The 26351-nt window shown below is 70.2% G+C and carries 26 protein-coding genes; 11 read left to right on the forward strand and 15 right to left on the reverse strand.

The window, feature by feature from the left end; all coding sequences use genetic code 11:
• Positions 1-10 precede the first annotated feature (10 nt).
• The 3 genes from ispG to dxr are packed head-to-tail and all read right to left on the reverse strand — an operon-like array spanning position 11 to position 3600.
• A complete protein-coding gene (ispG, locus tag EL338_RS14875; protein WP_126334456.1) occupies positions 11-1174 on the reverse strand; it encodes a flavodoxin-dependent (E)-4-hydroxy-3-methylbut-2-enyl-diphosphate synthase in 1164 nt (387 codons plus the stop codon).
• Positions 1175-1192: 18 nt separating this feature from the next.
• On the reverse strand, positions 1193-2410 hold the full coding sequence (locus EL338_RS14880) for a M50 family metallopeptidase (protein ID WP_126334457.1): 1218 nt from the start codon (positions 2408-2410) through the stop codon (positions 1193-1195).
• On the reverse strand, positions 2407-3600 hold the full coding sequence (gene dxr / locus EL338_RS14885; protein ID WP_126334458.1) for a 1-deoxy-D-xylulose-5-phosphate reductoisomerase: 1194 nt from the start codon (positions 3598-3600) through the stop codon (positions 2407-2409). The genes EL338_RS14880 and dxr overlap by 4 nt, the downstream gene beginning before the upstream one ends.
• Before the next feature lie 93 nt (positions 3601-3693).
• Between dxr and EL338_RS14890 the strand changes: the two genes are divergently transcribed.
• The 4 genes from EL338_RS14890 to EL338_RS14905 are packed head-to-tail and all read left to right on the forward strand — an operon-like array spanning position 3694 to position 6990.
• Positions 3694-4779, forward strand: a complete 1086-nt coding sequence (locus EL338_RS14890; RefSeq protein ID WP_126334459.1) for an oxygenase MpaB family protein — start codon at positions 3694-3696, stop codon at positions 4777-4779.
• On the forward strand, positions 4776-5402 hold the full coding sequence (locus EL338_RS14895; RefSeq protein ID WP_235666153.1) for a TetR/AcrR family transcriptional regulator: 627 nt from the start codon (positions 4776-4778) through the stop codon (positions 5400-5402). Before EL338_RS14890 ends, EL338_RS14895 begins: the two co-directional genes overlap by 4 nt.
• On the forward strand, positions 5399-6700 hold the full coding sequence (locus EL338_RS14900) for a cryptochrome/photolyase family protein (RefSeq protein ID WP_126334460.1): 1302 nt from the start codon (positions 5399-5401) through the stop codon (positions 6698-6700). The genes EL338_RS14895 and EL338_RS14900 overlap by 4 nt, the downstream gene beginning before the upstream one ends.
• Before the next feature lie 35 nt (positions 6701-6735).
• Complete coding sequence (locus tag EL338_RS14905; protein WP_126334461.1) at positions 6736-6990, forward strand: DUF2631 domain-containing protein; 255 nt, start codon at positions 6736-6738, stop codon at positions 6988-6990.
• A 13-nt stretch (positions 6991-7003) separates the two neighbouring features.
• Here EL338_RS14905 and rlmN read toward each other — a convergent pair whose 3' ends face one another.
• Genes rlmN through pyrH form a run of 4 tightly spaced genes read right to left on the reverse strand, consistent with a single transcriptional unit; the run spans position 7004 to position 10360 of the window.
• The gene (rlmN, locus tag EL338_RS14910) at positions 7004-8098 is read right to left on the reverse strand and encodes a dual-specificity RNA methyltransferase RlmN (RefSeq protein WP_126334462.1); all 1095 of its coding nucleotides are present in this window, start codon (positions 8096-8098) and stop codon (positions 7004-7006) included.
• Between the two features lie 39 nt (positions 8099-8137).
• Positions 8138-9013, reverse strand: coding sequence for a phosphatidate cytidylyltransferase (locus EL338_RS14915; protein WP_126336879.1), 876 nt, complete (start codon positions 9011-9013; stop codon positions 8138-8140).
• A gap of 11 nt (positions 9014-9024) precedes the next feature.
• Entirely contained in the window at positions 9025-9582 is a 558-nt protein-coding gene (gene frr / locus EL338_RS14920) for a ribosome recycling factor (RefSeq protein ID WP_126334463.1), read from the reverse strand.
• Between the two features lie 49 nt (positions 9583-9631).
• Positions 9632-10360 (reverse strand): UMP kinase, encoded by a 729-nt coding sequence (pyrH, locus tag EL338_RS14925; RefSeq protein ID WP_126334464.1) that lies wholly within the window; start codon positions 10358-10360, stop codon positions 9632-9634.
• A 182-nt stretch (positions 10361-10542) separates the two neighbouring features.
• On the opposite strand from pyrH, the gene EL338_RS14930 reads away from it, so the two are divergent.
• Genes EL338_RS14930 through EL338_RS14950 form a run of 5 tightly spaced genes read left to right on the forward strand, consistent with a single transcriptional unit; the run spans position 10543 to position 15364 of the window.
• Positions 10543-12117: an ABC transporter substrate-binding protein gene (locus EL338_RS14930; protein WP_126334465.1), complete on the forward strand. Its 1575-nt coding sequence runs from the start codon at positions 10543-10545 to the stop codon at positions 12115-12117.
• Positions 12105-13133, forward strand: a complete 1029-nt coding sequence (locus tag EL338_RS14935; RefSeq protein WP_126336880.1) for an ABC transporter permease — start codon at positions 12105-12107, stop codon at positions 13131-13133. The genes EL338_RS14930 and EL338_RS14935 overlap by 13 nt, the downstream gene beginning before the upstream one ends.
• Entirely contained in the window at positions 13130-13969 is an 840-nt protein-coding gene (locus tag EL338_RS14940) for an ABC transporter permease (RefSeq protein ID WP_126334466.1), read from the forward strand. The genes EL338_RS14935 and EL338_RS14940 overlap by 4 nt, the downstream gene beginning before the upstream one ends.
• Before the next feature lies 1 nt (position 13970).
• Positions 13971-14738, forward strand: a complete 768-nt coding sequence (locus tag EL338_RS14945; protein ID WP_126334467.1) for an ATP-binding cassette domain-containing protein — start codon at positions 13971-13973, stop codon at positions 14736-14738.
• Positions 14735-15364, forward strand: a complete 630-nt coding sequence (locus EL338_RS14950; protein WP_126334468.1) for an ABC transporter ATP-binding protein — start codon at positions 14735-14737, stop codon at positions 15362-15364. The genes EL338_RS14945 and EL338_RS14950 overlap by 4 nt, the downstream gene beginning before the upstream one ends.
• Here the strand turns inward: EL338_RS14950 and EL338_RS14955 are convergent.
• The 3 genes from EL338_RS14955 to rpsB form a co-directional block, all read right to left on the reverse strand.
• Positions 15352-16758 (reverse strand): amidase, encoded by a 1407-nt coding sequence (locus tag EL338_RS14955; protein WP_126334469.1) that lies wholly within the window; start codon positions 16756-16758, stop codon positions 15352-15354. The genes EL338_RS14950 and EL338_RS14955 overlap by 13 nt on opposite strands.
• Positions 16759-16856: 98 nt before the next feature.
• A complete protein-coding gene (gene tsf, locus EL338_RS14960; RefSeq protein WP_126334470.1) occupies positions 16857-17678 on the reverse strand; it encodes a translation elongation factor Ts in 822 nt (273 codons plus the stop codon).
• 21 nt (positions 17679-17699) lie between these two features.
• Positions 17700-18536 (reverse strand): 30S ribosomal protein S2, encoded by an 837-nt coding sequence (rpsB, locus tag EL338_RS14965; protein WP_126334471.1) that lies wholly within the window; start codon positions 18534-18536, stop codon positions 17700-17702.
• Between the two features lie 289 nt (positions 18537-18825).
• On the opposite strand from rpsB, the gene EL338_RS14970 reads away from it, so the two are divergent.
• Positions 18826-19335 carry a M23 family metallopeptidase gene (locus EL338_RS14970; RefSeq protein WP_126334472.1) on the forward strand — a complete coding sequence of 170 codons (510 nt, stop codon included), beginning with the start codon at positions 18826-18828 and terminating at the stop codon, positions 19333-19335.
• A 1-nt stretch (position 19336) separates the two neighbouring features.
• Here EL338_RS14970 and EL338_RS14975 read toward each other — a convergent pair whose 3' ends face one another.
• The 5 genes from EL338_RS14975 to prpD form a co-directional block, all read right to left on the reverse strand.
• On the reverse strand, positions 19337-20254 hold the full coding sequence (locus EL338_RS14975) for a tyrosine recombinase XerC (protein ID WP_126334473.1): 918 nt from the start codon (positions 20252-20254) through the stop codon (positions 19337-19339).
• A 4-nt stretch (positions 20255-20258) separates the two neighbouring features.
• Positions 20259-21128: a siderophore-interacting protein gene (locus EL338_RS14980; RefSeq protein WP_126334474.1), complete on the reverse strand. Its 870-nt coding sequence runs from the start codon at positions 21126-21128 to the stop codon at positions 20259-20261.
• A gap of 175 nt (positions 21129-21303) precedes the next feature.
• Positions 21304-22404: a bifunctional 2-methylcitrate synthase/citrate synthase gene (locus tag EL338_RS14985; RefSeq protein WP_126334475.1), complete on the reverse strand. Its 1101-nt coding sequence runs from the start codon at positions 22402-22404 to the stop codon at positions 21304-21306.
• A complete protein-coding gene (prpB, locus tag EL338_RS14990; RefSeq protein ID WP_126334476.1) occupies positions 22401-23318 on the reverse strand; it encodes a methylisocitrate lyase in 918 nt (305 codons plus the stop codon). Before prpB ends, EL338_RS14985 begins: the two co-directional genes overlap by 4 nt.
• Complete coding sequence (gene prpD / locus EL338_RS14995; RefSeq protein WP_179967210.1) at positions 23315-24820, reverse strand: 2-methylcitrate dehydratase PrpD; 1506 nt, start codon at positions 24818-24820, stop codon at positions 23315-23317. Before prpD ends, prpB begins: the two co-directional genes overlap by 4 nt.
• Before the next feature lie 118 nt (positions 24821-24938).
• Between prpD and EL338_RS15000 the strand changes: the two genes are divergently transcribed.
• Entirely contained in the window at positions 24939-26348 is a 1410-nt protein-coding gene (locus EL338_RS15000; protein WP_126334478.1) for a short-chain fatty acyl-CoA regulator family protein, read from the forward strand.
• Positions 26349-26351 lie beyond the last annotated feature (3 nt).

Here is a 26351-nt window from a genome sequence, read left to right on the forward strand (position 1 = left end):
CGCACCGCTATCAGCTTACGGTGACCACCGGCGGACCGCTGGGAGTTCCCGTGTCCCCGCCCGCCGTGGCGAGTTCGGCGAGCCGCAGCGCCTCCTCGATCAGCGTCTCGACGATCTTGGCCTCGGGCACGGTCTTGATCACCTCGCCCTTGACGAAGATCTGCCCCTTACCGTTGCCGGACGCGACGCCGAGGTCGGCCTCGCGCGCCTCGCCGGGACCGTTGACGACGCAACCCATCACGGCCACCCGCAACGGCACGTCCATCCCCTCGAGACCCGCGGTGACCTCGTTGGCCAACGAGTACACGTCCACCTGCGCGCGGCCGCATGAGGGGCAGGAGACGATCTCGAGGCCGCGCGGCCGCAGGTTGAGCGATTCGAGGATCTGGTTGCCGACCTTGACCTCTTCGACCGGCGGCGCCGACAGCGAGACGCGGATGGTGTCGCCGATGCCCCGGGACAGCAGCGCGCCGAAGGCCACCGCGGACTTGATGGTGCCCTGGAACGCCGGGCCCGCCTCGGTGACGCCCAGGTGCAGCGGGTAGTCGCACTGCGCGGCCAACTGCTCGTAGGCCTCGACCATGACCACGGGGTCGTTGTGCTTCACGCTGATCTTGATGTCGCCGAAGCCGTGCTCCTCGAACAGCGAGGCCTCCCACAGCGCCGACTCGACCAGCGCCTCCGGGGTGGCCTTGCCGTACTTCTCCATGAAGCGCTTGTCCAGCGAGCCCGCGTTGACGCCGATCCGGATCGGGATGCCCGCGGCCCCGGCGGCCTTGGCCACCTCGCCGACGCGGCCGTCGAACTCCTTGATGTTGCCGGGGTTCACCCGCACCGCCGCGCAACCGGCGTCGATGGCGGCGAAGATGTACTTCGGCTGGAAGTGGATGTCGGCGATCACCGGGATCTTCGACTTCTGGGCGATCGCGGGCAGCGCGTCGGCGTCCTCCTGCCGCGGGCAGGCGACCCGGACGATGTCGCAGCCCGAGGCGGTCAGTTCGGCGATCTGCTGCAGCGTGCTGTTGACGTCGTGGGTGCGGGTGGTGCACATCGACTGCACGGAGATCGGGTGGTCACTGCCCACTCCGACGTCGCGGACCATGAACTGGCGGGTCTTGCGGCGGGGGGCCAGGACGGGGGCCGGCGGCGCAGGCATCCCCAGACCGATGGACATGAGATGTCCCCTTCTTTTCTAGAACAGGGTGATCGGGTTGATGACGTCGGCGGTGACGGTCAGCAGCATGTACCCGGACACCACTATCAAGACTACGTAGGTGGCCGGCATGAGCTTGAGGTAGTTGACCGGACCTGCGGCGACCTTGCCGCGGGCCTTGCGGATCATGTCGCGGATCTTCTCGTAGGTGGCCACGGCGATGTGCCCACCGTCGAACGGCAGCAGCGGCACCAGGTTGATGACGCCCAGCACGAAGTTGAGTTGCGCCAGGAAGAACCAGAACGCCATCCAGATGCCGTGCTGGACGGTCTCCCCGCCGATCCGGGAGGCGCCGACCACGCTGATCGGGGTGTCCTGGTCGCGTTCGGCCCCGCCGATGGCCTCCACCAGCGCGCCCACCTTGGTGGGGATGTTGAGCAGTGCCTTGCCCAGGTGCACCGCGAGTTCCCCGGTGAACGCGAACGTCCCGGGCACCGCGGTCAGCGGGTTGTACTGCGTGAACGGATCGGGCTCGAGCGCGCTGACGCCGATGGCCCCGACGGTGCTGGGTTCCTGCGCGTCGGCGCTGGTGTAGCGCTGCGTGGGGATCACATCGACCACGACGTCGACGGTTTCTCCGTCGCGGTTGAGCACGATGGGCACCGGGCCGTCGAGGCCGCGGATCACCTCGGCCATGTCGGCGAAGGTGGCGACCTCGATGCCGTCGACCTTCAGCACCTCGTCGCCGGCCTGCATCCCGGCCATCGCCGCGGGTCCCGAACCGGAGCACTCCCCCATCTCCTGCGGGCCGATTTGCGGTGCGACACAGATGGTTTGGCCGACGACGGCGGTGGTGGGCTGGCTCAGGTTGGGCAGCCCCCAGACGAGCGCGATGACGTAGATGATCACCAGCCCCAGGGCGAAGTTCATGCCCGGGCCGGCGAACAGCACCGCGACCCGCTTCCAGACCTTCTGCTTGTACATCGCATAGCGCTCGTCGGCCGGGGCGATCTCGTCGACGGCGGTCATCCCGGCGATGTCGCAGAAGCCGCCCAACGGGATGGCCTTGACGCCGTACTCGGTCTCCCCCAACCGATTGGGCCGCTTGGTCGACCACAGCGTCGGACCGAAGCCGACGAAGTAGCGCCGCACCTTCATCCCGGTGGCGCGCGCCACCCACATGTGGCCGCATTCGTGCAGCGCCACCGAGACCAGGATGGCCAGGGCGAACAGCACAACGCCGATCGCGTACATCATCGTGCGGGCAGAACCTCCTGTGAGAGCGAAACTTGGGCACGCTCCCGGGCCCAGCGCTGCGCGTCGAGTACGTCGTCAACGGTAGCGGGTGCGGCCGCCCATTGCTCCGAGGCGTGCAGCACGTCACTGACAGTTCGCACGATGGCGGCAAAACCGGCGCGCCCGGCCAGGAACGCCTCGGCGGCCTCCTCGTTGGCGGCGTTGTACACCGCGGTCATGCAACCGCCGGCCTTGCCGGCCTGGCGCGCCAGGTCGACGGCGGGGAACACGGTGTTGTCCAGCGGCTCGAATTCCCAGGTCGACGCGGTGGAGAAGTCGCAGGCCGCGGCCGATCCGGCGACCCGGTCGGGCCAGCCCAGCGCCAACGAGATGGGCAGCTTCATGTCGGGCGGGCTGGCCTGGGCGATGGTCGAACCGTCGGTGAACGTGACCATGGAATGCACGATCGACTGCGGATGCACCACCACGTCGATGTCGTCGTAGTCGATGCCGAACAGCAGGTGGGTCTCGATGAGTTCGAGGCCCTTGTTGACCAGCGTCGCGGAGTTCAGCGTGTTCATCGGCCCCATGGACCAGGTGGGATGCGCGCCGGCCTGCTCGGGGGTCACCGATTCCAGGTCGGCGGCGGCCCACCCGCGAAACGGCCCGCCGGAGGCGGTCAGCACCAACTTCGCGACCTCCTGCGCGCGGCCCGAGCGCAGGCACTGGGCCAGCGCGGAGTGCTCGGAGTCGACCGGGACGATCTGACCGGGCGCGGCCGCGGCGAGCACCAGCGGACCGCCGGCCACCAGCGACTCCTTGTTGGCCAGGGCCAGCCGGGCCCCGCTCTCGAGCGCGGCCAGCGTGGGAGCCAGGCCCAGGGCACCCACCAGCGCGTTGAGCACGACGTCGACGCCGGTGGTCGCGGCGGTGTCCTCGACGATGCGGGTGGCCGCCTCCGGCCCCGCGAAGCGCACGTCGCCAAGTCGATCCGCGGCGGCCTCGTCGGCCACCGCGATGTTCGTCACACCGGTCTGGGCGCGCTGGGCCGCCAGCAGGTCGGTGTTGCCACCCCCGGCGGCCAGCCCGACGACCTCGAATCGGTCGGGGTTGGCGGCGATCACCTCCAACGCCTGGGTGCCGATCGACCCGGTGCTGCCGAGGATCAGGACCTTGAGGCGCTCATCTGGGACGGATCCCTCATCTGTCACGGATCCATTGTGCCGCCTGCGCCGACGAGAAGCCGCATCGGCAATTTCCTACGAGGTGTTGGAAAATCCGACACTTTGTAGGAAACTTCTGTCATGAGCACTTTTCGGGACTGGATCACCGCCCTGACCTCCGCACCGGAGCTGACCCCCGCCGACGACTACGGGTTCTTCGGGCCGGACTCGGTGACCTGGCGGGTCTGGAGCTACCCGACCTCGCTGACGATCGGGTTCCAGCGCGCCGTCGTCGTCGAGGAACTCGACCCGGCCCTGGTGGCCGCCGTCGACAAGACCCACGAGATCTACAACCGGCCGCGCACCCGCTACGACCGCACCCTGCGGTACTTCGCCATGGTCGCGTTCGACGACAGCGCGTCGACCGCAAAGGCCGCCGACGTCCTGGTCAAGATCCACTCCAAGGCCATCGGTACCGATCCGGTCACCGGCGCCCGCTACGACGCCAACGACCCGGACTCGCAGCTGTGGATCCACCTGACCGCCTGGCATTCGATCCTCAAGGCGTACGAGACCTACGGTCCGGGGCCGCTGTCGGAGGCCGACGAGCTCCGGTACTGGGCCGACTGTGCGGTGGCCGCCGAACTGCAGACCTGCGACCCCGCCGACGTCCCGCGGACCCGCGCCGGTGTGCAGGCCTACTTCGAGCGCATGCGGCCGCAGCTGATCGGCTCCGACATCGCCCGGCAGGCCATGAACCACCTGCTGCGCGCGGAGGTGATGCTGCCGGACATGCCGCTGGCGCTCCGGCCGGCGACCTTGGTCATCACCGCGTTCCTGCGGCGCGGCACGCTGGCCACCATGCCGCGCTGGATGCGCCAGATGTCCGGTCTGCCGACCTCCCGGGTGCTCGACGCCGCGGCCCGGCTCCCGCTGCGGGCCGGCTTCGCCGCCGTCAGCCTCAACACCCGGCTGCAGTTGATCCTGCTGCAGTTGCTGTCCCCCACCACCGTCCCGGTCGCGGCCCGGGTGCTGAAACGGATGCCCGCCCGCAACCCGGTGACCACCACCCCGCGCGCCGCCCAGGCCCGCCTCGGCTACCAGCTGCCCCGCGAGGCGCATCGCGAGCTGCGGGCCAAGCAGCACCAGCGGGTGTTCGGCGCCGGTCAGGCCCCAAGCGACGAGGGCATCATCGAGTCGCAGCCCATCCTGGGCACCGTCGGGTGAGCACCGGGCACGCCGGGGACCGGGCACGGGCCGAGCACCTCGGACCGCAGCGGCGCCGACCACAGGTGTTGGATGCCGCACTGCAGATCGCCGCCGAGGAGGGACTCGGCGAGGTCACGATGGGCAACATCGCCGCCCGGCTGGGCGTCAGTCGCCCGGTGGTCTACGACTGCTACCCGGGCCGCGGCGAGGTGCTGGCCGCCCTGCTGGCGCGCGAATCGGAGGTCGCGCTGAGCCGACTCACCTCGATCCTGCCGCCGCTGAAGACCGGATCGATCGAGGAGATGTTCGTCCAGGGCTTCCGCTCGCTGCTCGGCGATGTCCGCGAACGCCCCGCCTCGTGGCGGATCATCTTCCTCAGCGACCCGGATCCGGTGCTGGCCGAGGCGATCTCGCGGGGCCGCCGACAACTGATCGCCCACACCGCCACGGTCATGCGGCCGCTGTTCGAACGCTGGGGCGTCGACGAGATCGACCGCGTCCTGCCGGTGCTGACCAAATTGTTCCTCGGGATGTGCGACACCGCGGCGCGCACCATGCTCGACCCGAACTCCAGCTGGGACCCCGACGAATTGGCCGACGTCATCGGCCGGGCGGCCTACCGCGCGATGCGCGCCGTATGACGCAGCGCCTGCTCTGGTTGCGCCGCGACCTGCGGCTGGCCGACCATCCGGCGCTGCTGGCGGCCGCCGCCGACGACGCCGAGGTGCTGGCCTGTCATGTGCTGGAGCCGCGGCTCACCGCGCACGCGGGCCCGCGGCGGCTGCAGTTCCTGTACGACTCGCTGCGCGAGCTACGCGACCGCCTCGACGGCCGCCTGCTGATCACCCGAGGTCGGGCGGAGAGCCGAATTCCCGCGCTGGCCAAGGCCATCGGCGCGGAGTCGGTGCACGTTTCGGCGGACTACACCCCGTTCAGCCTGCGCCGCGACGAGGCGGTCCGCGCCGCGCTCGGCGACATCGCACTGCAGGCCACCGGGTCGCCGTATCTGGTGGCGCCCGGGCGGGTGACCAAGTCCGACGACACCGCCTACCAGGTCTTCACGCCGTACTACCGGCGCTGGCTCGACCACGGCTGGCGCGCGCCGGCCCGCTCGGGCGCCGGCTCCGCGCGCTGGATCGACCCGGCCGCGGTCGGCGAGAAGAACCACGGCATCCCCGATCCCGGGGTGGACCTCGAGCTGCCCGCCGGGGAGCAGGCCGCGCGCCGCCGGTGGGCGCGCTTCGTCGAGGACCACCTGGCCGACTACGCCGAGCAGCGCGACCGTCCCGATCTCGAGGCGACCAGCCGGATGTCGGCCCATCTGCACTTCGGCACCATCCACCCGCGCACGCTGGCCGCCGATCTGGCCGCCTCGGAGCCGGGACCGCAGGCCTATCTCCGGGAGCTGGCCTTCCGCGACTTCTACGCCGCGGTGCTGGCCGCGTGGCCGCGCAGCGCCTGGTGGAACTTCAATCCCGCGTTCGACGCCATCGAGGTCGACCGCGACGCCGCGGCCGAACGGGCCTTCGACACCTGGCGCGATGGCCGCACCGGCTTCCCCCTCGTCGACGCCGGGATGCGGCAGTTGCGCGAGACCGGCTTCATGCACAACCGGGTCCGCATGATCACCGCCTCGTTTCTGGTCAAGGACCTCCACCTGCCGTGGCAATGGGGTGCGCGCTGGTTCCTCGATCAGTTGGTCGACGGCGACGTGGCCAGCAATCAGCACGGCTGGCAGTGGGCCGCCGGCAGCGGGACCGACGCCTCGCCGTACTTCCGCGTGTTCAATCCCGACACCCAGCGCAAGAAGTTCGATCCGACCGGGGACTACGTCCGGCGCTGGGTTCCCGAACTGGGCACCGAGGACTATCCGGAGCCCCTCGTCGACCACGGTGAGGAGCGCCAGGAAGCGTTGCGCCGCTACGGGGCGATCGGTTGATCCCGGCGCGGACCCGGTATGCCAGAATGACAGCCATGGTCAGCACTGAAGTGGAGCGCTACGACGACGTCGATCCCGCCGACGTGCCGTCGGCCAAGTGGGGTTGGAGCCGGATCAACCACCGCAACTGGCACATCGCCGGTTTCGTGATGGTGATCTTCCTGCTCGGGACGCTGCGCGGCGCGCACCCCGGCAACGTCGAGAACATCTTTGTGATCGCCTTCGCGCTGGCGGTGCTGGTCATCACCGTGCGCGACATGATCGGCCGCAAGCGCGGCTGGCTGCGCTGACCCGCCTCTTTCGCTAACCGCCGTCGGCGGCCAACTGGCCGCACGCCGCGGCGATCTCGCTTCCGCGGGTATCCCGCACGGTGCACGACACCCCGGCCGCCCGCACCCGTCGGACGAACTCCCGCTCCACCGGTTTCGGGCTGGCGTCCCACTGGCTGCCCGGCGTCGGGTTGAGCGGGATCAGGTTCACGTGCACCAGCGGGCCGAACGCCGCGCGCAGCTTCTTGCCCAGCAGATCGGCGCGCCACGGCTGATCGTTAACGTCGCGGATCAGCGCGTACTCCACCGAGACCCGCCGGCCGGTGACGTCGGCGTAGTACCGCGCGGCGTCCAGCGTCTCGGCGATCGCCCAGCGGTTGTTGACCGGCACCAGCGTGTCGCGCAGTTCGTCGTCGGGGGCGTGCAGCGACAGCGCCAGCGTCACCCCGAGCCGCTCGTCGGCCAGCCGCCGGATGGCCGGCGCGAGCCCGACGGTCGAGACCGTCACCGAGCGCGCCGAGATGCCGAATCCGTGCGGCGGGGCGTCGATGATCTGGCGCACGGCGGCCAGCACGCGGTTGTAGTTGGCCAGCGGCTCCCCCATGCCCATGAACACGATGTTCGACAGCCGCCCGTCGAACTCGTCGCGCATGGTCGCCGCGGCGCGGCGCACCTGCTCGACGATCTCCGCGGTGGACAGGTTGCGGGTCAGCCCGCCCTGGCCGGTGGCGCAGAACGGGCAGGCCATCCCGCAGCCGGCCTGTGAGGAGATACACACGGTGTTGCGCTCGGGATAGCGCATCAGCACCGACTCGAAGGTGGTGCCGTCGACGGCGCGCCACAGGGTCTTGCGGGTCTCGCCGGCGTCGCAACCGATCTCGCGCAGCGCGCTCAGCAGGTCCGGGAACAGCGCCTCGCCGACCTGCTCGCGCAGCGCCGCGGGCAGGTCGGTCATCAGCCGCGGCTCGCCGACCAGCCGGCCGTAGTACTGGTTGGCCAGCTGTTTGGCGCGGAATGCGGGCAGTCCGAGGTCCGCGACCGCCGCGGCGCGGGCCGGCCCGTCGAGGTCGGCGAAATGCCGCGGAGGCTTGGCACGGCGCGGCGCCTCGAAGACCAGTTCCTGCTTCATCCCTGCCAGTATCCCGGATGGGCGCTCAGGCCAACAATCTCAAGCCAACAGGGACAGCACGATCCAGGTGGCCACCGCCGACGGCAGGATCGAGTCGATGCGGTCCATGATGCCGCCGTGGCCGGGCAGCAGGGTGCCCATGTCCTTGATGCCCAGGTCCCGCTTCACCTGGGACTCCACCAGGTCCCCGAGGGTGCCCGTGATGACGAGCATGATGCCCAGCGGGATGCCCACCCAGGCCGGTTTGTCGGCCAGCACGGCGACGGCGAACACGGCGACGGCGGTGCCGCACACCAGCGACCCGGCGAAGCCCTCCCAGGACTTCTTGGGGCTGATCGCCGGGACCATGGTGTGCTTGCCGAACAGCACCCCGGCCGTGTAGCCGCCGATGTCGGAGAACACCACGGGCAGCAGCAGGCAGAACACCCGGGCCCAGCCGTCGTCCGGATAGATCAGCAGCACGCCGAACGCGCCGCACAGCGGGATCCAGGCCGCCAGGAAGACGGTCACCGCGACGTCGCGCAGATAGTTCTGCGGGGCGGTCTTGAAACCTTGGGACAGCAGCCGCCAGACCAGGCACACCAGGACCGTGCCGCCGAAGGCGCCCAGCGCGCCGGCCGCGCCGAACGGCCAGGTCAGCCAGATCATGGCCTGCCCGCCGATCAGCAGCGGCAGCACCGGGATCGAGTAGCCCCCGTCGCGTAGCCGGCGGACCACCTCGTGGGTGGCGATCGCGATCGCCACGGCCACCACCGGGATCCACACGTACGGCGCGAACAGCAGGATCGCGATCAGCGAGGCGCCGAGCAGCACGCCGACGGCGATCGCCGCGGGAAGGTTGCGTCCGGCCCGGGACGCTTTGGGGGACGGCCCGTCGGAGGTCTGGCCGGTTTCGGTCTCTGCCACGTGCACGATTGCCGAGGTTGTCACACCTCGAGCAATTCACCTTCCTTGGACTTGACCAGGTCGTCGATCTGGCTGGTGTAGGTGTGCGTGGTCTTGTCGAGATCCTTCTCGGCGCGACCGACCTCGTCCTCGCCGGCCTCGCCGTCCTTCTTGATCCGCGCCAGTTCCTCCATCGCCTTGCGACGGATGTTGCGGATCGAGACCTTGGCGTCCTCGCCCTTGGCCTTGGCCTGCTTGACCAGATCGCGGCGGCGTTCCTCGGTGAGCTGCGGGATGGAGACCCGGATGATGTTGCCGTCGTTGGTGGGGTTGACGCCCAGGTCGGAGTTGCGGATGGCGTCCTCGATGTTGCGCAGCTGCGAGCTCTCGTAGGGCTTGATCACCACCATGCGCGCCTCGGGGACGTTGATGCTCGACAGCTGGGTGATCGGGGTCATCGACCCGTAGTACTCGATGTTGATGCGGGAGAACATGCCGGGGTTGGCGCGACCGGTTCGGATGGACGCCAAGTCGTCACGCGCCACCGTCACGGCCTTTTCCATCTTCTCCTCGGCGTCGAAGAGCACCTCGTCGATCATGCTCGATCTTCTCCCGTCGCAATTCGTGTTCGCCCTGACCGCCGCCCAGTCAGGTCGTGACCAGTGTTCCGATCTTCTCACCCGCGACGGCGCGAGCGATATTGCCATCGGTGAGCAGATTGAACACCAGGATCGGCATGCCATTGTCCATGCACAGCGAGAACGCCGTGGCATCGGCCACGCCCAGACCCCGGTCGATGACCTCGCGATGGGAGATCTCGGTCAGCATCTCGGCGTCCGGATTCTTGCGCGGGTCGTCGGTGTACACGCCGTCGACGGCCTTGGCCATCAGCACCACCTCGGCGCCGATCTCCAGGGCGCGCTGCGCGGCGGTGGTGTCGGTGGAGAAGTACGGCAGCCCCATGCCGGCGCCGAAGATCACCACGCGCCCCTTCTCCAGGTGCCGCAGCGCGCGCAGCGGGATGTAGGGCTCGGCGACCTGCCCCATGGTGATCGCGGTCTGCACCCGGGTGTCGATGCCTTCCTTCTGCAGGAAGTCTTGCAGCGCAAGGCTGTTCATCACGGTGCCGAGCATGCCCATGTAATCCGAGCGGGTCCGTTCCATGCCGCGCTGCTGCAACTGGGCGCCGCGGAAGAAATTGCCGCCGCCGATCACGACCGCCATCTGCACGCCACTGCGCACCACGTCGGCGATCTGGCGGGCCACCTGGGCGACCACGTCGGGATCGAGGCCCACCGCGCCGCCGCCGAACATCTCGCCGCCCAGCTTGAGCAGGACTCGCGAGTACTTGGGGCGGATTTCTGCGGCGTCGGTCATCGTCGGCCCCCCATCTGGCTGGCAGGAAACTCCTCATGGAAGCCACCCCGGGCAGGCCAGGACGGCTGCCGACCATCCTGCCTCATCGCCGGGCGGGAATCGGCCTCGGGGCGCGTGCGGCGGGGCCGACCGGGCGGCGGTAACATCTCCTGTCTACCTGAACAGATGAGCGGAAGGCAGGCATGCAGCCTCGCACCCTACTGATCCTCGCGACGACGGCCGGGCTGCTCGCGGCGGGCTGCGCGACGGCCGACGACGCCCCGGCCGACCAGATCGTGTTGGCCGAAGGCTACGACCTCGGTGGCTACAACCCGGTCAACGGCTATGGCGAACAAGGCGTTTCACCGCTGTACGACGGGCTGCTGCGCCCGGCCGCCGACAACGACGACCGCATCCCCGAGTTGGTGCCCGCCCTGGCCGACGCCGCCCCCGAACAGGTGGGCCCGCGGCGCTGGCGACTGCCGCTGCGCGGCGACGTCACCTTCTCCGACGGCAGCGCCTTCGACTCGGCCGACGTCGTCGCCACCTATGCGGCCCTGAAGGACCCCGCGGTGGCCTCTGCGATCTCCACCAACGTCGCGGCCATCGCGCAGGTGGACGCCGACGGCCCCGGCGCGGTGATCGTCACGATGCACACCGACGCCAACCCGGAGCCGTACCTGCTGGCCGGGATCGTCCCGTCGGAGCAGGTCGAGGACGCCCCGGCCGCGGACTGGGCGCTCAACACCGCGCCCGTGGGCACCGGCCCCTATGTGCTCGACAGCCTGCGCCCCGACCAGGCGGTGCTGGTGGCCCGCGACGACTACTGGGGTCAGCAGGCGCAGGTCCAGCGGATCGTCTACACCCACTCCCCCGACGACAACGTGCGCGCCCAGCGGATCAGCACCGGCGAGGTCGACGGCGTCAACCTGCCGCCCAAACTCATCAACTCGCTGAACGCCGACGACGTGTCGACGGTGGCGGTCAAGTCCGCGGACTGGCGCGCGGTGTCGTTCCCGGCCGGCAACCCGTTCACCGCGGACCCGCAGGCCCGGCTGGCGATGAACCTGGGCGTGGACCGAGACGCGGTCATCCGCGACGTGCTGGCCGGCCACGGCCGCCCGGCCCACACCCCCGTGGCCGACGTGTACGGCCCGGCCTACAACGCGGCGGCCACCTTCGACTTCGCCCCCGAACGGGCCGGCGAGGTGCTCGACGCCGCGGGCTGGCGGACCGGCCCGGGCGGGATCCGCGAAAAGGACGGCGCCAGGGCCGAGTTCGAGCTGCTCTACAACGCGGCCGACACCCTGCGGCGCGACCTGGCGGTGGCGTTCGCGGCGGCGGTCAAGCCACTCGGCATCGCCGTGCAGACCCGCGGCACCAGCTGGGACGAGATCGACACCAGCTTCGAGCGCTCCGCCGTGCTGCTCGGCGGCGGCTCGACCCCGTACAGCATCGACGCCCAGGTGTACGACACCCTGCACACCCGGGTGCCGGACTCCTCGCCGTACTCGAACCCCGGCAACTTCACCGCGCCCGGCCTCGACGAACTGCTCGACGCCGCCCGACAACTGCCCGACGGCGACGCCAAGGACGAGCTGTACCGCCAGATCCAGGCCGGCTACGTCGGCCAGCCGTCGAGCGTGTTCCTGGCCTTCCTCGATCACACCTACGCCTACCGCGATCTGGGCTGGAACCAGAGCGCCCCGATCCTGGAACCGCACTCCCACGGCGTCGCGTGGGGTCCGTGGTGGCAGTTGAACGCATGGACGCGTTGACCGACCTCGCCGCGCCGGACCGCGTCGTCACCCGACGCGGTGAACGGCTCGGCGCGGCCGGACGCCTGCTCGCGGTGCGCACGGCCGTCGCCGTCCCGGTGACGATCGCCGTGTCGGCGGCGATGTTCGCGGTGGCCTCGCTGTCCCCGTTCGACCCCCTAGTCGCCTACCTCGGCGACCGATATCAGACGGCCACGCCGTCACAGCGCGAGGCGATGCGCGCCGCCTACGACGTCGACCAGCCCTGGTGGCAAGCGTGGTGGCAGTGGCTCGGCGGCCTACTGCACGGGGACCTCGGCTGGTCCTCGACGCAGTCCCAGGCGGTGAGCACCGTGCTGGCCGAACGGATGCCGTTCAGCTTCGCGCTATCCGGGACCGCGCTGCTGATCGCCGCGGCGCTGGCCATCGGCCTGGGCACGCTGGCCGGGATGCGCCGCGGCCCCGTCGACAAGCTGTGCACGGCGTTTGCCGTCACCTTCGCCGCGGTGCCGCCGTTCGTGGTGTCGCTGGCCCTGGTCACGGTGTTCGCCGTCGGGCTGCGCTGGCTGCCCACCTCTGGGGCGCGGCCCCCGGGCGGTGAGTACACCGTCGACGGTCTGCTGACCTACGGCCTGCTGCCGTTGATCGCGCTGACCGTCTCGCAGATCCCGTGGCTGCTGCTGAGCACGCGCACCGCGGTGGTGGAGGCCTGCTCCTCGGATGCGGTGCGCGCGGCGCGGGCCCGCGGCGTCCACGGCTGGCCGCTGCTGCGCTCGCACATCGCCCCGGTGTCGGTGCTGCCGGCGCTGGCCCTGCTGGGCACCCGGCTGCCGGAGTTGATCGCCGGCGCCGCCATCGTCGAGACCGTGTTCGGCTGGCCGGGGGTGGCCGCGGTGCTGGTGGAATCGGCCGCGGCCCTGGACTTCCCGCTGATGGCCGCGCTGACCGTGGGCGCGGCGCTGGCGGTGCTGCTGGGCTCGGCACTGTCGGATGCCGCCGCGGTGGCCCTGGACCCCCGGATCGAGATGCGCGCATGACCGTCGAACCGCAGACCCGGTCGCTGCCCCGTCGCCTGTCGGTGACCTGGCCGCTCGGCGTCCTGGCGCTGATCGCGCTGGCCGCGCTGCTGATCCCGGCGATCGCCGGCGAACAGGGCGCGGATTTCTCCGCCGCGCTGCAGCCGCCGGGGCCCGGACACCCGCTGGGCACCGACCATTTCGGCCACGACCTGCTGGTGCGCTGCGCGCAGGGCCTGCAGATCTCGCTGCTGATCGCCGCGGTGTGCGCGGTGGTGGCCACGGTGCTCGGCGCGCTGATCGGCACCGCGTCGGCGCTGATCGGCGGCTGGCTCGACGCCCTGGTGATGCGCGTGGTCGACGGCTTCAACGCACTGCCGCACCTGGTGCTGGGCATCGTCATCGCCGCGATGTGGCGCGGCGCCCCCCTGGCCATCATCGCCTCGATCGCCCTGACGCACTGGCCGGCGGTGGCGCGGGTGGTGCGCGCCGAGTTGCTCGCGGTCACCGACGCCGGCTGGGTGCAGACCTCGCGGCTGGCCGGGGCCTCGCGGTGGTTCGTCGCCCGGCAACACCTGCTGCCCGCGGTGGCCGGACAGGCCCTGGTGGCCATGGTGATGCTGCTGCCGCACGCGGTCTGGCACGAGTCGACGCTGTCCTTCCTGGGGGTGGGCCTGTCCCCCGAACAGGCCAGCCTGGGCACGCTGCTGGGGCAGGCCCGCGGCGACGTGCTGCTCGGCGCCTGGTGGACGCTGGTGTTTCCGGCGGCCGCGCTGATCGTGACCGCGCTGACCTTCTCGGCCGCGGGAGCCACACTGCGGCAACGTAATTCGCCGCCGACCGGACAGGTGTGGTGACATGGGCGCCGTCGCAGCATTGGAACAACTGACCGTGGACATCGCGACCCGGCCGGGCCGCCACGCGCCGAGCGTGCAACCGCTGCGCGACGTCGAACTGACCGTCAACGCGGGCACCGTGACCGCCCTGATCGGCGAGTCGGGCTGCGGCAAGTCGCTGGTGGCCGCGGCGCTGTGCGGACTGTTGCCGCCGGGTTCGCGGGTGCGCGGCCGGGTCTTGTTCGACGGCACCGACCTCGCGCAGGCCGACGAGCGGCGCTGGCGCCCGCTGCGCGGGCACCGCATCGGGCTGGTCCCCCAGTCCCCGGCGACCTCGTTCACCCCCGTCAGCACTGTCGGCACCCAGCTGCAGCAGGTGTGCCGGCGGCTCGGCTCCGACCGCACCGCCGCGCAGTGGCTGGCCGCCGCCCACCTGCCGGCGGCCAGCGCGGCGCTGTACCCACATGAGCTGTCCGGCGGCATGGCGCAGCGCGCCGCGATCGCCGCGGCCCTGGCCGGTCGCCCCGAGTTGTTGATCGCCGACGAACCGACCTCCGCGCTGGACCCCGACAACGCGGCACTGGTGTGGCAATTGCTCGCCGACGTGGCCGCCCAGGGGGTCGCCGTGCTGGTCATCACCCACGACCTGCCGGCGCTGCTGGACGCGCAGGTGTGCGACGACATCGCCCTGATGCGCGCCGGCACCGTGATCCGCCGGGCCCCCGTCGCCGAGATGACCGGCAGCACCGACGATTACGTGGGCCGCTTCTTTGCCGGGGCCCTGACATGAGCACCCTGGACGCCGAGCACATCTCCGTGCGCTTCGGCGCCCGCGAGGTCCTGCGCGACGTCGGCGTGACGGTGCGCGCCGGTCAGACCGTCGGCGTGCGCGGGCCGTCGGGGTGCGGGAAGACCACCCTGCTGCGCGTGCTGGCCGGCCTGCGCCGACCCGACGCCGGCACGGTGCGCTACGCGGGCGCGCCGGCCCCCGAACCGGGCGCGGTGGCCATGCTCGCCCAGCACCCGCGGCAGGTCTGCAACCCGCGGTGGACGTTGCGGCGAATCCTGCTGGAGCCCACCCGGATCCGCGGCGAGGACAGCTCCGCGGCGCTCGAGGCGGCGCGGCGCGTCGGCCTGGACGCCGCGCTGCTCGACCGCTACCCCGCCCAGGTCAGCGACGGGCAGCTGCAACGCGCCTGTATCGGCCGGGCGCTGCTGCAGCGGCCCCGCTACCTGTTGTGCGACGAGCCGACCTCGATGCTGGATCCCATTGCCGCCGAGGACATCACGGAGCTGCTGGCGCAGCTGTCCGAGGACGCCGCGGTCGTCGTGGTCAGTCACACGCCGACGCTGCTCACCGCGCTGGCCGACAGTGTGCTGGACCTGACCGAATCGGCGGCAGCTCAGCGGTCCTGAATGCGCGCGAACGGCGCGGCGGCCTCCACCTCGTAGGCCAGCTCGAGCAGCCGGGTCTCCTGCCCGGTCGGGGCGCTGAACATCATCCCGATCGGCAAGCCGGTGCTCGATTGCGCCAGCGGCAGCGAGATCGCCGGGTCGCCGGTGATGTTGTGCAGCGGGGTGAACGCCACCCAGTCGATCAGGCGGTCCAGGACCTGCTCGTAATCGGCCATCGGATCCAGGTGACCGATCAGCGGGGTCTCGTGCGCCACCGTCGGCATCAGCACCACGTCGAACCGTCGGGTCAGCGTGGCCAGGCTGCGCCGGGTGGTGGCCAGCCGGGCGATCGCCGCCGGCATGCGGTGCAGGTTGCGCCCGGCGTGGCGGTCCAGCCCGAGCGACAGGTTGTCCAGGCGGGACCGGTCGAACGTCGCGCCGAAGCGCTTGCGGCCTCCGCGCACCAGCGCCATGGACAGCAGCGCCCAGTAGAGCACGAAATCCTCGACGAACGACGGCCGCACCGGCAGTTCCTCGAGCTGTTCGACGTGATGCCCGAGGTTCTCCAGCAGTGCAGCCGTCTTCAGCGTCGCCTCCCGCACCTCCGGCGCGCTCTCGCGGCGGATCGACCGGGTGGCGACCGCGATCCGCAGCCGCTGCCGTCCGGGGCCGGTGACGTCACCGATGGCCGGCAGCTTGCGGTTGTGCCAGGCCCGTTCGGCCTCCCGGTAGAACGCGGCGGTGTCGCGCACCGAGCGGGTCAGCACGCCGTTGGCGACGATGCGGATCGGCATCTCGCCGTGCTCGGCCTCCAGCGGCAGCCGACCGCGGGACGGCTTGAGGCCGACGATCCCGTTGCAGGCGGCCGGGATCCGGATGGACCCGCCGCCGTCGTTGGCGTGCGCGATCGGTAACGCCCCGGCGGCCACCAGCGCGGCCGACCCCGACGAGGACGCCCCGGCGGTGTAGCGCGGATCCCACGGGTTGCGCACCGGACCCAGGCGCGGATGTTCGGCGGCGGCGCTGAAGCCGAACTCCGACATCTGGGTCTTGCCCACGATGTTGAGTCCGGTGGCGAAGAACAGTCGGCTGAAGGCGCCGTCGGCCGCGGCCGGGAACGGCTGCCAGGCGTCGGCGCCCTTCATCGTGGGCAGGCCCGCCACATCCGAGTTGTCCTTGAGCGCCGAGGGCACCCCGTCGAAGAATCCGCCGAACGGCCGCGCGGCGCGATCCCGCGCGCGCGCAAAGCATTCCAGCGCCAACGCGTTCAGCGTCGGGTCGACCCGCTCGGTGCGCTCGATCGCCGCCTCGGTCACCTCGGCCCGCGAGACCGTGCCCGCGCGCAGCGCCTCGGCCACCCCCACCGCGTCCAGGTCGCCGAGCGCGTCGTCACCGAAGGCATGCACGTGGGTCATTGCCCGACGCTAGCAAGGAAAGGCAAAACCCCGCGCCGCCGGGGTCGCCGGCATGGCGCGGGGTTTTACGGGTGAGCGGTTGGTGCGCCGCTCAAATCTCAGGCCTGGCCGACCTCGAACCGGACGAACCGGGTGATGGTCACGCCGGCCTCGTCGAGCAGGGCCTTGACGGTCTTCTTGTTGTCGGACACCGACGGCTGCTCGAGCAGCACGGCGTCCTTGTAGAAGCCGTTGACGCGACCCTCGACGATCTTGGGCAGCGCCTGCTCGGGCTTGCCCTCGGCCTTGGCGGTCTCCTCGGCGATGCGACGCTCGCTGGCCACGATCTCCTCCGGGACGTCGTCGCGGGTGAGGTAGCGGGCCTTGAGCGCGGCGATCTGCAGCGCGGCGGTGTGCGCGGCTTCCGAGCCGTCCGCGCCGGTGTACTCGACGAGCACGCCGACGGCCGGGGGCAGGTCCGCGGACCGCTTGTGCAGGTAGGTCTCGACCGTGCCGTCGAAGTAGACGGCGCGACGCAGCTCGAGCTTCTCGCCGATCTTCGCCGACAGGTCCGCGACGGCCTGCTCGACGCTCGTGCCGTCCGCGATGGTCGCGGCCTTGAGCGTTTCCACATCGCCGGCCTTGGCGGCGACCGCCGCGTCGACGATCTTGGCGGCCAGCTCCTGGAACTCGGCGTTCTTCGCGACGAAGTCGGTCTCCGAGTTCAGCTCGATGAGCGCGCCGTCCTTGGCGGCGACCAGGCCCTCGGCGGTCGCGCGCTCCGCGCGCTTGCCGACGTCCTTGGCGCCCTTGATGCGCAGTACCTCGACGGCCTTGTCGAAATCGCCGTCGCTCTCGGCCAGCGCGTTCTTGCAGTCGAGCATGCCAGCGCCGGTCAGCTCCCGAAGTCGCTTGACGTCGGCAGCGGTGTAGTTAGCCATGTACGCCTTCTCCTGAAGAAATTACGAAGCGTCGGTGGGGGTTTCGGAGGGGGTTGCCGCGGCGGGCGCACCGTCGGCGGGAGCCGCGGTCGCCGAGGCGAGCAGTTCCTGCTCCCATTCGGCCAGGGGCTCCCCGGCGGCGGCCGGCTTGCCGTCGCCGGCACTCGCGCCGGCGCGGGCCTGCAGGCCCTCGGCCACCGCGGAGGCGATGACCTTGGTCAGCAGGGCGGCCGAGCGGATCGCGTCGTCGTTACCCGGGATCGGGTAGTTGACCTGGTCGGGATCGCAGTTGGTGTCCAGGATCGCGATGACCGGGATGCCCAGCTTGATGGCCTCGCTGACGGCCAGGTGCTCCTTGTTGGTGTCGACGACCCAGATCGCCGACGGCACCTTCTGCATGTCCCGGATACCGCCGAGGCTGCGCTCGAGCTTGTTCTTCTCACGGGTCAGCATCAAGATTTCCTTCTTGGTGCGACCCTCGAAGCCACCGGTCTGCTCCATGGACTCGAGTTCCTTGAGCCGCTGCAGACGCTTGTGCACGGTGGAGAAGTTGGTGAGCATGCCGCCCAGCCAGCGCTGGTTCACGTACGGCATGCCGACTCGGGTCGCCTCCGCCGCGATCGACTCCTGGGCCTGCTTCTTGGTGCCGACGAACAGCACGGACCCACCGTGGGCGACGGTCTCCTTGACGAACTCGTACGCCTGGTCGATGTAGGTCAGCGTCTGCTGCAGGTCGATGATGTAGATGCCGTTGCGGTCGGTGAAGATGAACCGCTTCATCTTGGGATTCCAACGACGGGTCTGATGCCCGAAGTGCGCGCCGCTGTCAAGCAGCTGCTTCATTGTTACGACAGCCATAGTGAGCCCATGTCCTTCTAGAAATCGGTTGTCGTCCGGCATCGGGTGAGCCGGACCCTGGCGACCGCTTTGCTGCCGGACCCGCTTAGGAGCGGGACCGCCCGGCAGCAGGCACAAGCCCAATGGAACAGGCCCGTTATGCAGACGCGCGAAGTCAGCCCGCGCAAGCGAGCTGCAGGAAGAGAGTTTACACCGTCTGACGGGGTGCTCCGTCCACAGCGCCGTCGCGGTCCACAACCGGGACCCGCGGAACTGGCGGGACCGCGGCCGGCCCGGCTGAACTGCACGGATGCGATGGCGGGCGGCAGGGGCCGGGGTGCTGGCGGCGATCCTCACGCTAGTGGGCGCCGGCGCGTCCGCGCGCGCGGACTGGCCGCGGTTGACCTGGCCGCTGCGGCCCGCGCCGGCGGTGCTGCGCGGTTTCGACGCGCCCGACCCGAACTGGCAGCGCGGGCACCGCGGCGTCGACCTGGCCGGCGCGGCGGGTCAACCGGTCCACGCCGCGGGCCCCGCGCGGGTGGTCTTCGCCGGGCTGCTGGCGGGCCGCCCGGTGATCTCACTGGCCCATCCGGGCGGGCTGCGGACCAGCTACGAACCGGTGCGCGCGGCGGTGCGGGCCGGTCAGCGGGTCGACGGCGCGAGCGTCATCGGGACGCTGGCACCGGGCCATCCCGGCTGTTCGGCGTCGGCCTGCCTGCACTGGGGCGCCATGTGGGGACCGGCCTCGGCCGCGGACTACGTGGACCCGCGGGGGCTGCTGGTCGGCACGCGGATGCGGCTCAAGCCGCTGGCCGGCTGAGTCAGGCCCGCGGGTGCGCCTGATCGTGGACGGCGCGCAGCCGGGCCACGCTGACGTGGGTGTAGAGCTGGGTCGTCGCCAACGACGAGTGGCCCAGCAGTTCCTGGACGATGCGCAGGTCGGCGCCGCCCTCGAGCAGATGCGTGGCCGCGCTGTGCCGCAGCCCGTGCGGGCCCATGTCGGGGGCGCCGGGAACCGCGCCCACGGTGTCGTGGACGACGGTGCGCACCTGGCGGGGATCGATGCGACGACCGCGCGCCCCGAGCAGCAGCGCGGGCCCCGACTCACCGGTGGCGATCTGCGGGCGCCCGTCGGTCAGCCAGGACCGCACCGCCTCCTCGGCCGGTGCGCCGAACGGCGCGCTGCGCTGTTTGTTGCCCTTGCCCAGCACCCGGACCAGCCGCCGGTCCACGTCGACGTCGTCGACGTCGAGCCCGCACAGCTCGCTGACCCGGATCCCGGTGGCGTACAACATCTCCACGATCAGGCGATCGCGCAGTGCCAGCGGATCACCCTGGGCCGCACCGGACCTCGCGGCCGCCATGGCGTCGATGGCCTGATCCTGGCGCAGCACCGCGGGCAGCGTCCGGCGCGCCTTGGGCACCTGCAGCCGCGCCGCGGGATCGGTGGCCAGCAGCCCCCGGCGGGTCGCCCAGGCCGTGAACGCCTTGATCGCCGACGTGCGCCGCCCCAGGGTGGTGCGCGCCGCGCCCGCCGCGGCCTGCGCCGCGAGCCAGGACCGCAGCACCGGCAGCGTCAACCCTGAAAGGTCGGCCTCGGCGCCGAGGAAGTCGAACAGCGAGCGCAGGTCGCCCAGGTAGGCCCGCCGGGTGTGCTCCGATCGACCCTTTTCCAGCGCGAGATGCTCGGCAAACTCGGCCAGGACCGTCTCGACGCCTATCCCGGGGCCAATGGACATCTACCTACCGTTGCAGATTTCCGGCGGAATCGGCCTCTTCGGCCGCGGCGAGTTCGCGTTTCCACTGCCGGAAGGTCTCCTCGGTGCGGCCGCGGCGCCAGTAGCCGGAGATCGACGACGCCCACTTCGCCGGGACCTCCCGTTCCTTGCGGATGTAGGCCCGCAGGTTCTGCATGACGGCCTGCGCCTCGCCGTGGATGAACACCTGCACCTGCCCGGGCAGCCACGGCGCGCCCTTGACCACGTCGATCAGCGGCGCGTTGTCGCCGGCCTGCTCATCGGACACCAGGTCCGCCCGGCCGCCGCGGTACACCCAGCGCACCGTGACGCCCTCGGGGGCGGTGAGTTCCAGTTCGTCGGCGTGTTCGGCGACCTCGATGAACGCGTAGCCCACCGCGTCGGCGGGCAGCGCCTCGAGGGCCGCGCTGATGGCCGGCAGGGCGGCCTCGTCGCCGGCCAGCAGGTGCCAGTCCGCCGCCGGGTCCGGGGCGTACGCCCCGCCGGGGCCCGACAGGTAGACCGGTTCCCCGGGTTGCGCGGTGGCCGCCCAGGGCCCCGCCACGCCGTGGTCGCCGTGCACGACGAAGTCGATGGTGAGCTCGCGCGCGGCCGGGTCGGCCTTGCGCACGGTGTAGGTACGCAACGTGGGCTGCAGGTTGGTGGGCAGCTCCGAGAAGCTGTCCATCGTCAGCGGTCGCGGCAACGCATCGACGTCGACCCCGGCGGGCACGAAGGCGATCTTGACGTAGGAGTCGGTGAACTCACCGACGGTGAAGGTGTCGAACCCCTTGCCGCCCAGCACGACTCGCACCATGTGCGGCGTCAGCTGTTCGGTCCGGACCACCTCGAATGAATGCAACGGCCGACCAGCCACAGCGCCTCCCGCAAATCGTCTTCTCACAGCACTCTGCTGTCCGCGACTCTATACGAGCGCAGCGGGACATCCTCGGCCACGCAACTGGTTTGTCCGCGGCGAGCAGGCAGTTTCGACGCGGACACCGAGCGGGAAACCCGGTGCGAAAAACACGCTGGTGTCCTTTCCGCCTGGCTCAGGCGAGCACGCGTTGCGGCTGACCCGAATACTCGCTCAGCGGCCGGATCAGCGCGTTGGAGGCGGCCTGCTCCATGATGTGGGCCGTCCACCCGGTGATCCGACTCATCACGAACAGCGGCGTGAAGCTGGGGATGTCGAAGCCCATCAGGTAGTAGGCCGGTCCGGTCGGGAAGTCCAGATTCGGTTTGATGCCGGTGGTCGCAGCCATCGCGCCTTCCAGCGCGTTGTAGATGTCCAGCCAGTTCTGTCCGTTTCGCACGGCGGCGATGCGGATCAACGCAGTCTTCATCGTCGGCACGCGGGAGTCGCCGTTCTTGTACACCCGATGCCCGAAGCCCATCACCTTCTCCTTGCGGGACAGCTTGCCGTGCAACCATTCCGACGCGCGTTCCGGCGTCCCGATCTCGAGCATGTCGTGCATGACGGCCTCGTTCGCGCCCCCGTGCAGGGACCCCTTGAGCGCGCCGATGGCCGCGGTGACCGCGCTGTAGATGTCCGATTGGGTGGAGGTCACCACTCGGGCGGCAAAGGTGGAGGCGTTGAAGCTGTGTTCGGCGTAGAGCACCATGGACTGTTCGAAGGCCTCGACCACCGCCGGCGCTGCCATCTCGCCGAAGCACATGTGCATAAAGTTCTCGGCGTAACCGAGTTGGCTGTGCGGGGCAATCGGATCCAACCCTCGACGACGGCGCATATCGGCGGCGACGATGGTGGGCAGAACCGCGAACATGCGCAGTGACTTCGCCATGTTGGCCGACGCGCTGTTGTCATCTTCGTCCGGGTCCTCGGCACCCAGATAGCTGATCGCGGTGCGCACCACGTCCATCGGGTGGCAGTTGTCGGGCAGTTTGGCCAGCAGCGACTGCATCGAGCGGTCGATCCGCCGGGCGGCACGTTCGCGTTGGCAGAACAGTTCCAGTTGTTGTTCGGTGGGCAACTCGCCATACCAGAGCAGGTAGGCGACCTGTTCGAAACTGCACCGCGCCGCCAGATCCTGCACGGGGTAGCCGCGGTAGGTCAGGGAGTTGGTTTCCGGTACCACCTTGGAGATGGCCGTCGTGTCGACCACCACACCCGCCAAACCCTTGTGGATCATCGCGAGCCTCCTTGCAGCGTGAAATTGAAGATGTCGGTATCGAACTGGTTGTAATCGCCGTATCGCAGCAACTCGTAGAGTCGGCTGCGATGCTGCATCGTGTCGAGCAGCCCGGATTGCGTTCCCGCCGAGTCGATCTCGCGCAGGCCCTGCTCGACGGCGTACATGGCCAGACGCAGGGTGGTCACGGGGTAGATGACCACGTTGTACCCGAGGTCGGTCAGCTGGTTCGCGGTGAGCAGTTCGGATTTGCCGAACTCCGTCATGTTGGCCAGCAGCGGTGTGTCGACGGCGGCACGGAACTGCTCGAACTCCGCCGGCGTGCGCAGCGCCTCGGTGAAGATGAGATCCGCCCCGGCGTCCGCGTAGGCCTTGGCCCGGTCGATGGCCGACCCGATACCTTCGATTCCGGCGGCGTCGGTGCGCGCGCACATGATGAAGTTCGGGTCGCGCCGCGCGGAGACCGCGGCGCGAAGCCGTTGGGCCATCTCGGCGGTCTCCACGACCGCCTTACCGTCGAGATGACCGCACCGCTTGGGGTTGACCTGATCCTCGAGGTGGCAGCCGGCCAGGCCGGCGTCTTCGAGCACCGTGACGGTGCGCGCTGCGCTCATCGGTTCCCCGAAGCCGGTGTCGGCATCGATGAACGTCGGCAGGTTGGTGACCCCAGCGATCTGCGCCCCGCGCGCCGCCACCTCGGTCAGTGTGGTCAAGCCGATGTCGGGCAGGCCGAGATCGGCGGAGAGCACCGCCCCGGAGACGTAAACCCCGTCGAAGCCGATCTCGGCGATCAGCTTGGCCACCAGCGGCGAGAAGGCGCCCGGGAACCGTTGCAGCCGCCCGGATTCCAGTGCCTGCCGGAACCGCCAGCGCTTGTCGGCCGGGGCGGCCGCGGCGCCGAGCAGACCGGTCATCGGAAGATCCCCGAGCCGACGGTCGGCGCCTTGTCCAGCACCCGCGAGTTCACCCGGATGTTGAGCTCGTCGAGGCCGCCGGGCTTCAAATCGGGCACGCTGTCGACGACCGAGAGGAAACGGCGTTGCTCTTCGGGTTCCACGACGCCCTCGGCCAGTTCGGTGAACTTGGCGACGTACTGCTCGCGGGCAAACGGTCGGGCTCCCAGCGGGTGCGCATCGGCGACGGCAAGTTCGTCGACGATCACCTCGCCGCTCGCGAGGGTGATCTCCGCGCGCGCACCGAAGGCCTTCTCGGCGGGGTCGCTGCTGTGGTAGCGGCGCGTCCACTCCGGATCCTCGACCGTGGAGATCTTGCGCCACAGGGCGATGGTGTCGGGCCGATGTGCCCGTTCGGGGGCGTAGGACCGCTCGTGATGCCAGGTGCCGTCCTGCAGCGCGACGGCGAAGATGTACATCACGGAGTGGTCCAGGGTCTCGCGGGAAGCATCGGGATCGAACTTCTGCGGGTCGTTGGAGCCGGTGCCGATCACCACGTGGGTGTGATGGCTGGTGTGCAGGGTGATGCTGGCGATCTGCTCCAGGTCGCCGATCCGCTCGCGCATGCGCCGGGCCAGGTCGATGGGCGCCTGACTCTGGTACTCGGCCGAATGTTCCTTGGTGTAGCTGTCCAGGATGGCCCGCTTCGGCTCCCCCGGTCCCGGCAGCGGCACCCGGTAAGTGTGTTCCGGACCGGACAGCAGCCAGGCGATGACGCCGTCCTCGCCCTCCCAGATCGGGGCGGGTGAGCCCTCGCCGCGCATCGCGCGGTCCACCGCCTCGATGGCCACCTTGCCCGCGTACGCCGGCGCATACGCCTTCCAGCTGGAGATCAGTCCCTTTCGGGACTGCCGGGTGGCCGTCGTCAGGTGCAACGCCTGTCCGATGGCGTCGTAGATGGTGGCCGGGTTGAGACGCAGCATGGTGCCGATGCCGGCCGCGGACGCCGCACCGAGGTGCGCGACGTGATCGATCTTGTGCTCGTGCAGGCAGATTCCCCGAACCAGATTGATCTGGATTTCGTAGGCGGTCGCCAGGCCGCGGATCAGATCGGATCCGCGGACGTCGAGTTGCTGCGCGACCGCGACCAACGGTGGGATGTTGTCGCCGGGGTGGGAGTAGTCGGCGGCCAGGAAGGTGTCGTGGAAGTCCAGTTCACGCACCGCCACGCCGTTGGCCCAGGCCGCCCATTCGGGCGAATAGGTGCCCGGGATGCCGAAGACCCCGGCCCCGTACTTGGCCCGATGCGCCTGGGCCTGCACCCGCGCGACGGTGACCGGTCCCCGGGTCACCGAGGCCGCGGAGACGGCCGCATTGTCGATGATGCGGTTGAGCACCATCTCCTGCGTGTCCGCCGGGACGGCGACCGGGTCGGCGGCCACCTCGGCGATCTTCCAAGCCAGGTGTTCGGTGCGGGGGAAGTCCTCGGCACTGCGTCGGGTACGTACCTCGTGAATCTGCATAATCCGCACCGTACGCAGCCGCCACGAGCGGCAAAAGCCCCTGTAAATGCGTATTTTTGTGTCCTGAGATCGGCACTTTTGCGAACCTTGCGTAACGGCGGCCCGCTAGGGTGGCTGCATGGCTCGAACCTTCGTGGGCGCACGGTTGCGCCGCCTGCGGGAGGAACACGGCCTGACGCAGGTCGGGCTGGCGCGGGCCGTGGGGTTGTCCACCAGCTACGTCAACCAACTCGAGAACGATCAGCGCCCGATCACCGTCTCGGTCCTCCTCGCGCTGACCGACCGTTTCGCACTACCCAGTCACTACTTCGCCGCCGACAATGATGCCCGGTTGATCGCGGATCTGCGCGAGAGCTTGGCCGAAAGTCCGGCCACCGCCCCGCAGATCGAGGAGTTGGCCGCCCGCATGCCCGAGGTCGGTGACGCCATCGTGGCGCTGCATCGGCGGCTGGCCGCGACCACCGCCGAGGTCGAGGCGCTGCGCGGACGGGCCACCACCGACACCAATGATGCACTCGCCCAACCGATGCCGTTCGAGGAGGTGCGCGACTTCTTCTACGACCGGAAGAACTACCTCGACGCCATCGACCGGGCGGCAGAGCAGGTGTTCGACGACAACGGCCTGCGCATCGGCGAACTCGACACCCAGCTGATCGCCGTGCTCGCCGAACAGCACGGCATCACGGTGATCCTCGACGACGGCGACGCTCTGGGCGTCCACGCCAAGCGGCGCTATCACTCGGTCGCCAGGACGTTGCACATCGCCCGCTGGCTGCGGCCGGGCCAACGCGCATTTCAACTGGCGACCCAGTTGGCGTTGCTGGACCACGGCGAGTTGTTCGACGCGGTCCTGGCCGGCGACGACCGCCTGTCCCACGAGGCCCGCGAGGTGGCCCGGATCGGGCTGGCGAACTACTTCGCCGGCGCCCTGCTGCTGCCCTACCGCCAGTTCCTGCGTGCCGCCGAGACGCAGCGCTACGACATCGACCGCCTCGCCCGGCAATTCGAAGTCGGGTTCGAGACCATCTGCCACCGGCTCTCGACGCTGCAACGCCCCGATGCCCGCGGCGTGCCGTTCATCTTCGTGCGGGCCGACGCGGCCGGCAACATCTCGAAGCGGCAGTCCGCGACGGCGTTTCACTTCTCCCGCGTCGGGGGTAGCTGTCCGCTGTGGGTCGTGCACCATGCGTTCGGACGCCCGGGCGAATTCATCACCCAGGTCGCGGAGATGCCCGACGGACGCTCCTACCTATGGATCGCCCGAACCACCGAGGCGTCGCCGAATCATTATCTGGGACCACGGAAATCGTTCGCCATCGGTCTGGGCTGTGAACTAGGGCAGGCGGACAAGCTGGTGTACTCGGCAGGTATCGACGTGACCGACAGCCGAACCCGGGTTCCCATCGGAGCCGGCTGCAAGGTCTGTGACCGCCCGGCGTGCGCGCAGCGCGCCTTTCCCTACGTCGGCCGCCCGGTCGACGTGGACCCCCACACCAGCACGGACCTGCCCTACGCCGCGCGCACCTGAACG

It is taken from the genome of Mycolicibacterium chitae, from assembly GCF_900637205.1.
In the GTDB taxonomy this organism is placed as follows: domain Bacteria; phylum Actinomycetota; class Actinomycetes; order Mycobacteriales; family Mycobacteriaceae; genus Mycobacterium; species Mycobacterium chitae.

Coding starts and splice junctions, on each gene's coding strand:
- ispG (WP_126334456.1), bottom strand. CDS start 1,174: ATGTCCATCGGTCTGGGGATGCCTGCGCCGCCGGCCCCCGTCCTGGCC.
- EL338_RS14880 (WP_126334457.1), bottom strand. CDS start 2,410: ATGATGTACGCGATCGGCGTTGTGCTGTTCGCCCTGGCCATCCTGGTC.
- EL338_RS14890 (WP_126334459.1), top strand. CDS start 3,694: ATGAGCACTTTTCGGGACTGGATCACCGCCCTGACCTCCGCACCGGAG.
- EL338_RS14900 (WP_126334460.1), top strand. CDS start 5,399: ATGACGCAGCGCCTGCTCTGGTTGCGCCGCGACCTGCGGCTGGCCGAC.
- EL338_RS14905 (WP_126334461.1), top strand. CDS start 6,736: ATGGTCAGCACTGAAGTGGAGCGCTACGACGACGTCGATCCCGCCGAC.
- rlmN (WP_126334462.1), bottom strand. CDS start 8,098: ATGAAGCAGGAACTGGTCTTCGAGGCGCCGCGCCGTGCCAAGCCTCCG.
- frr (WP_126334463.1), bottom strand. CDS start 9,582: ATGATCGACGAGGTGCTCTTCGACGCCGAGGAGAAGATGGAAAAGGCC.
- pyrH (WP_126334464.1), bottom strand. CDS start 10,360: ATGACCGACGCCGCAGAAATCCGCCCCAAGTACTCGCGAGTCCTGCTC.
- EL338_RS14930 (WP_126334465.1), top strand. CDS start 10,543: ATGCAGCCTCGCACCCTACTGATCCTCGCGACGACGGCCGGGCTGCTC.
- EL338_RS14935 (WP_126336880.1), top strand. CDS start 12,105: ATGGACGCGTTGACCGACCTCGCCGCGCCGGACCGCGTCGTCACCCGA.
- EL338_RS14940 (WP_126334466.1), top strand. CDS start 13,130: ATGACCGTCGAACCGCAGACCCGGTCGCTGCCCCGTCGCCTGTCGGTG.
- EL338_RS14945 (WP_126334467.1), top strand. CDS start 13,971: ATGGGCGCCGTCGCAGCATTGGAACAACTGACCGTGGACATCGCGACC.
- EL338_RS14950 (WP_126334468.1), top strand. CDS start 14,735: ATGAGCACCCTGGACGCCGAGCACATCTCCGTGCGCTTCGGCGCCCGC.
- EL338_RS14955 (WP_126334469.1), bottom strand. CDS start 16,758: ATGACCCACGTGCATGCCTTCGGTGACGACGCGCTCGGCGACCTGGAC.
- tsf (WP_126334470.1), bottom strand. CDS start 17,678: ATGGCTAACTACACCGCTGCCGACGTCAAGCGACTTCGGGAGCTGACC.
- rpsB (WP_126334471.1), bottom strand. CDS start 18,536: ATGGCTGTCGTAACAATGAAGCAGCTGCTTGACAGCGGCGCGCACTTC.
- EL338_RS14970 (WP_126334472.1), top strand. CDS start 18,826: ATGCGATGGCGGGCGGCAGGGGCCGGGGTGCTGGCGGCGATCCTCACG.
- EL338_RS14975 (WP_126334473.1), bottom strand. CDS start 20,254: ATGTCCATTGGCCCCGGGATAGGCGTCGAGACGGTCCTGGCCGAGTTT.
- EL338_RS14985 (WP_126334475.1), bottom strand. CDS start 22,404: ATGATCCACAAGGGTTTGGCGGGTGTGGTGGTCGACACGACGGCCATC.
- prpB (WP_126334476.1), bottom strand. CDS start 23,318: ATGACCGGTCTGCTCGGCGCCGCGGCCGCCCCGGCCGACAAGCGCTGG.
- prpD (WP_179967210.1), bottom strand. CDS start 24,820: ATGCAGATTCACGAGGTACGTACCCGACGCAGTGCCGAGGACTTCCCC.
- EL338_RS15000 (WP_126334478.1), top strand. CDS start 24,939: ATGGCTCGAACCTTCGTGGGCGCACGGTTGCGCCGCCTGCGGGAGGAA.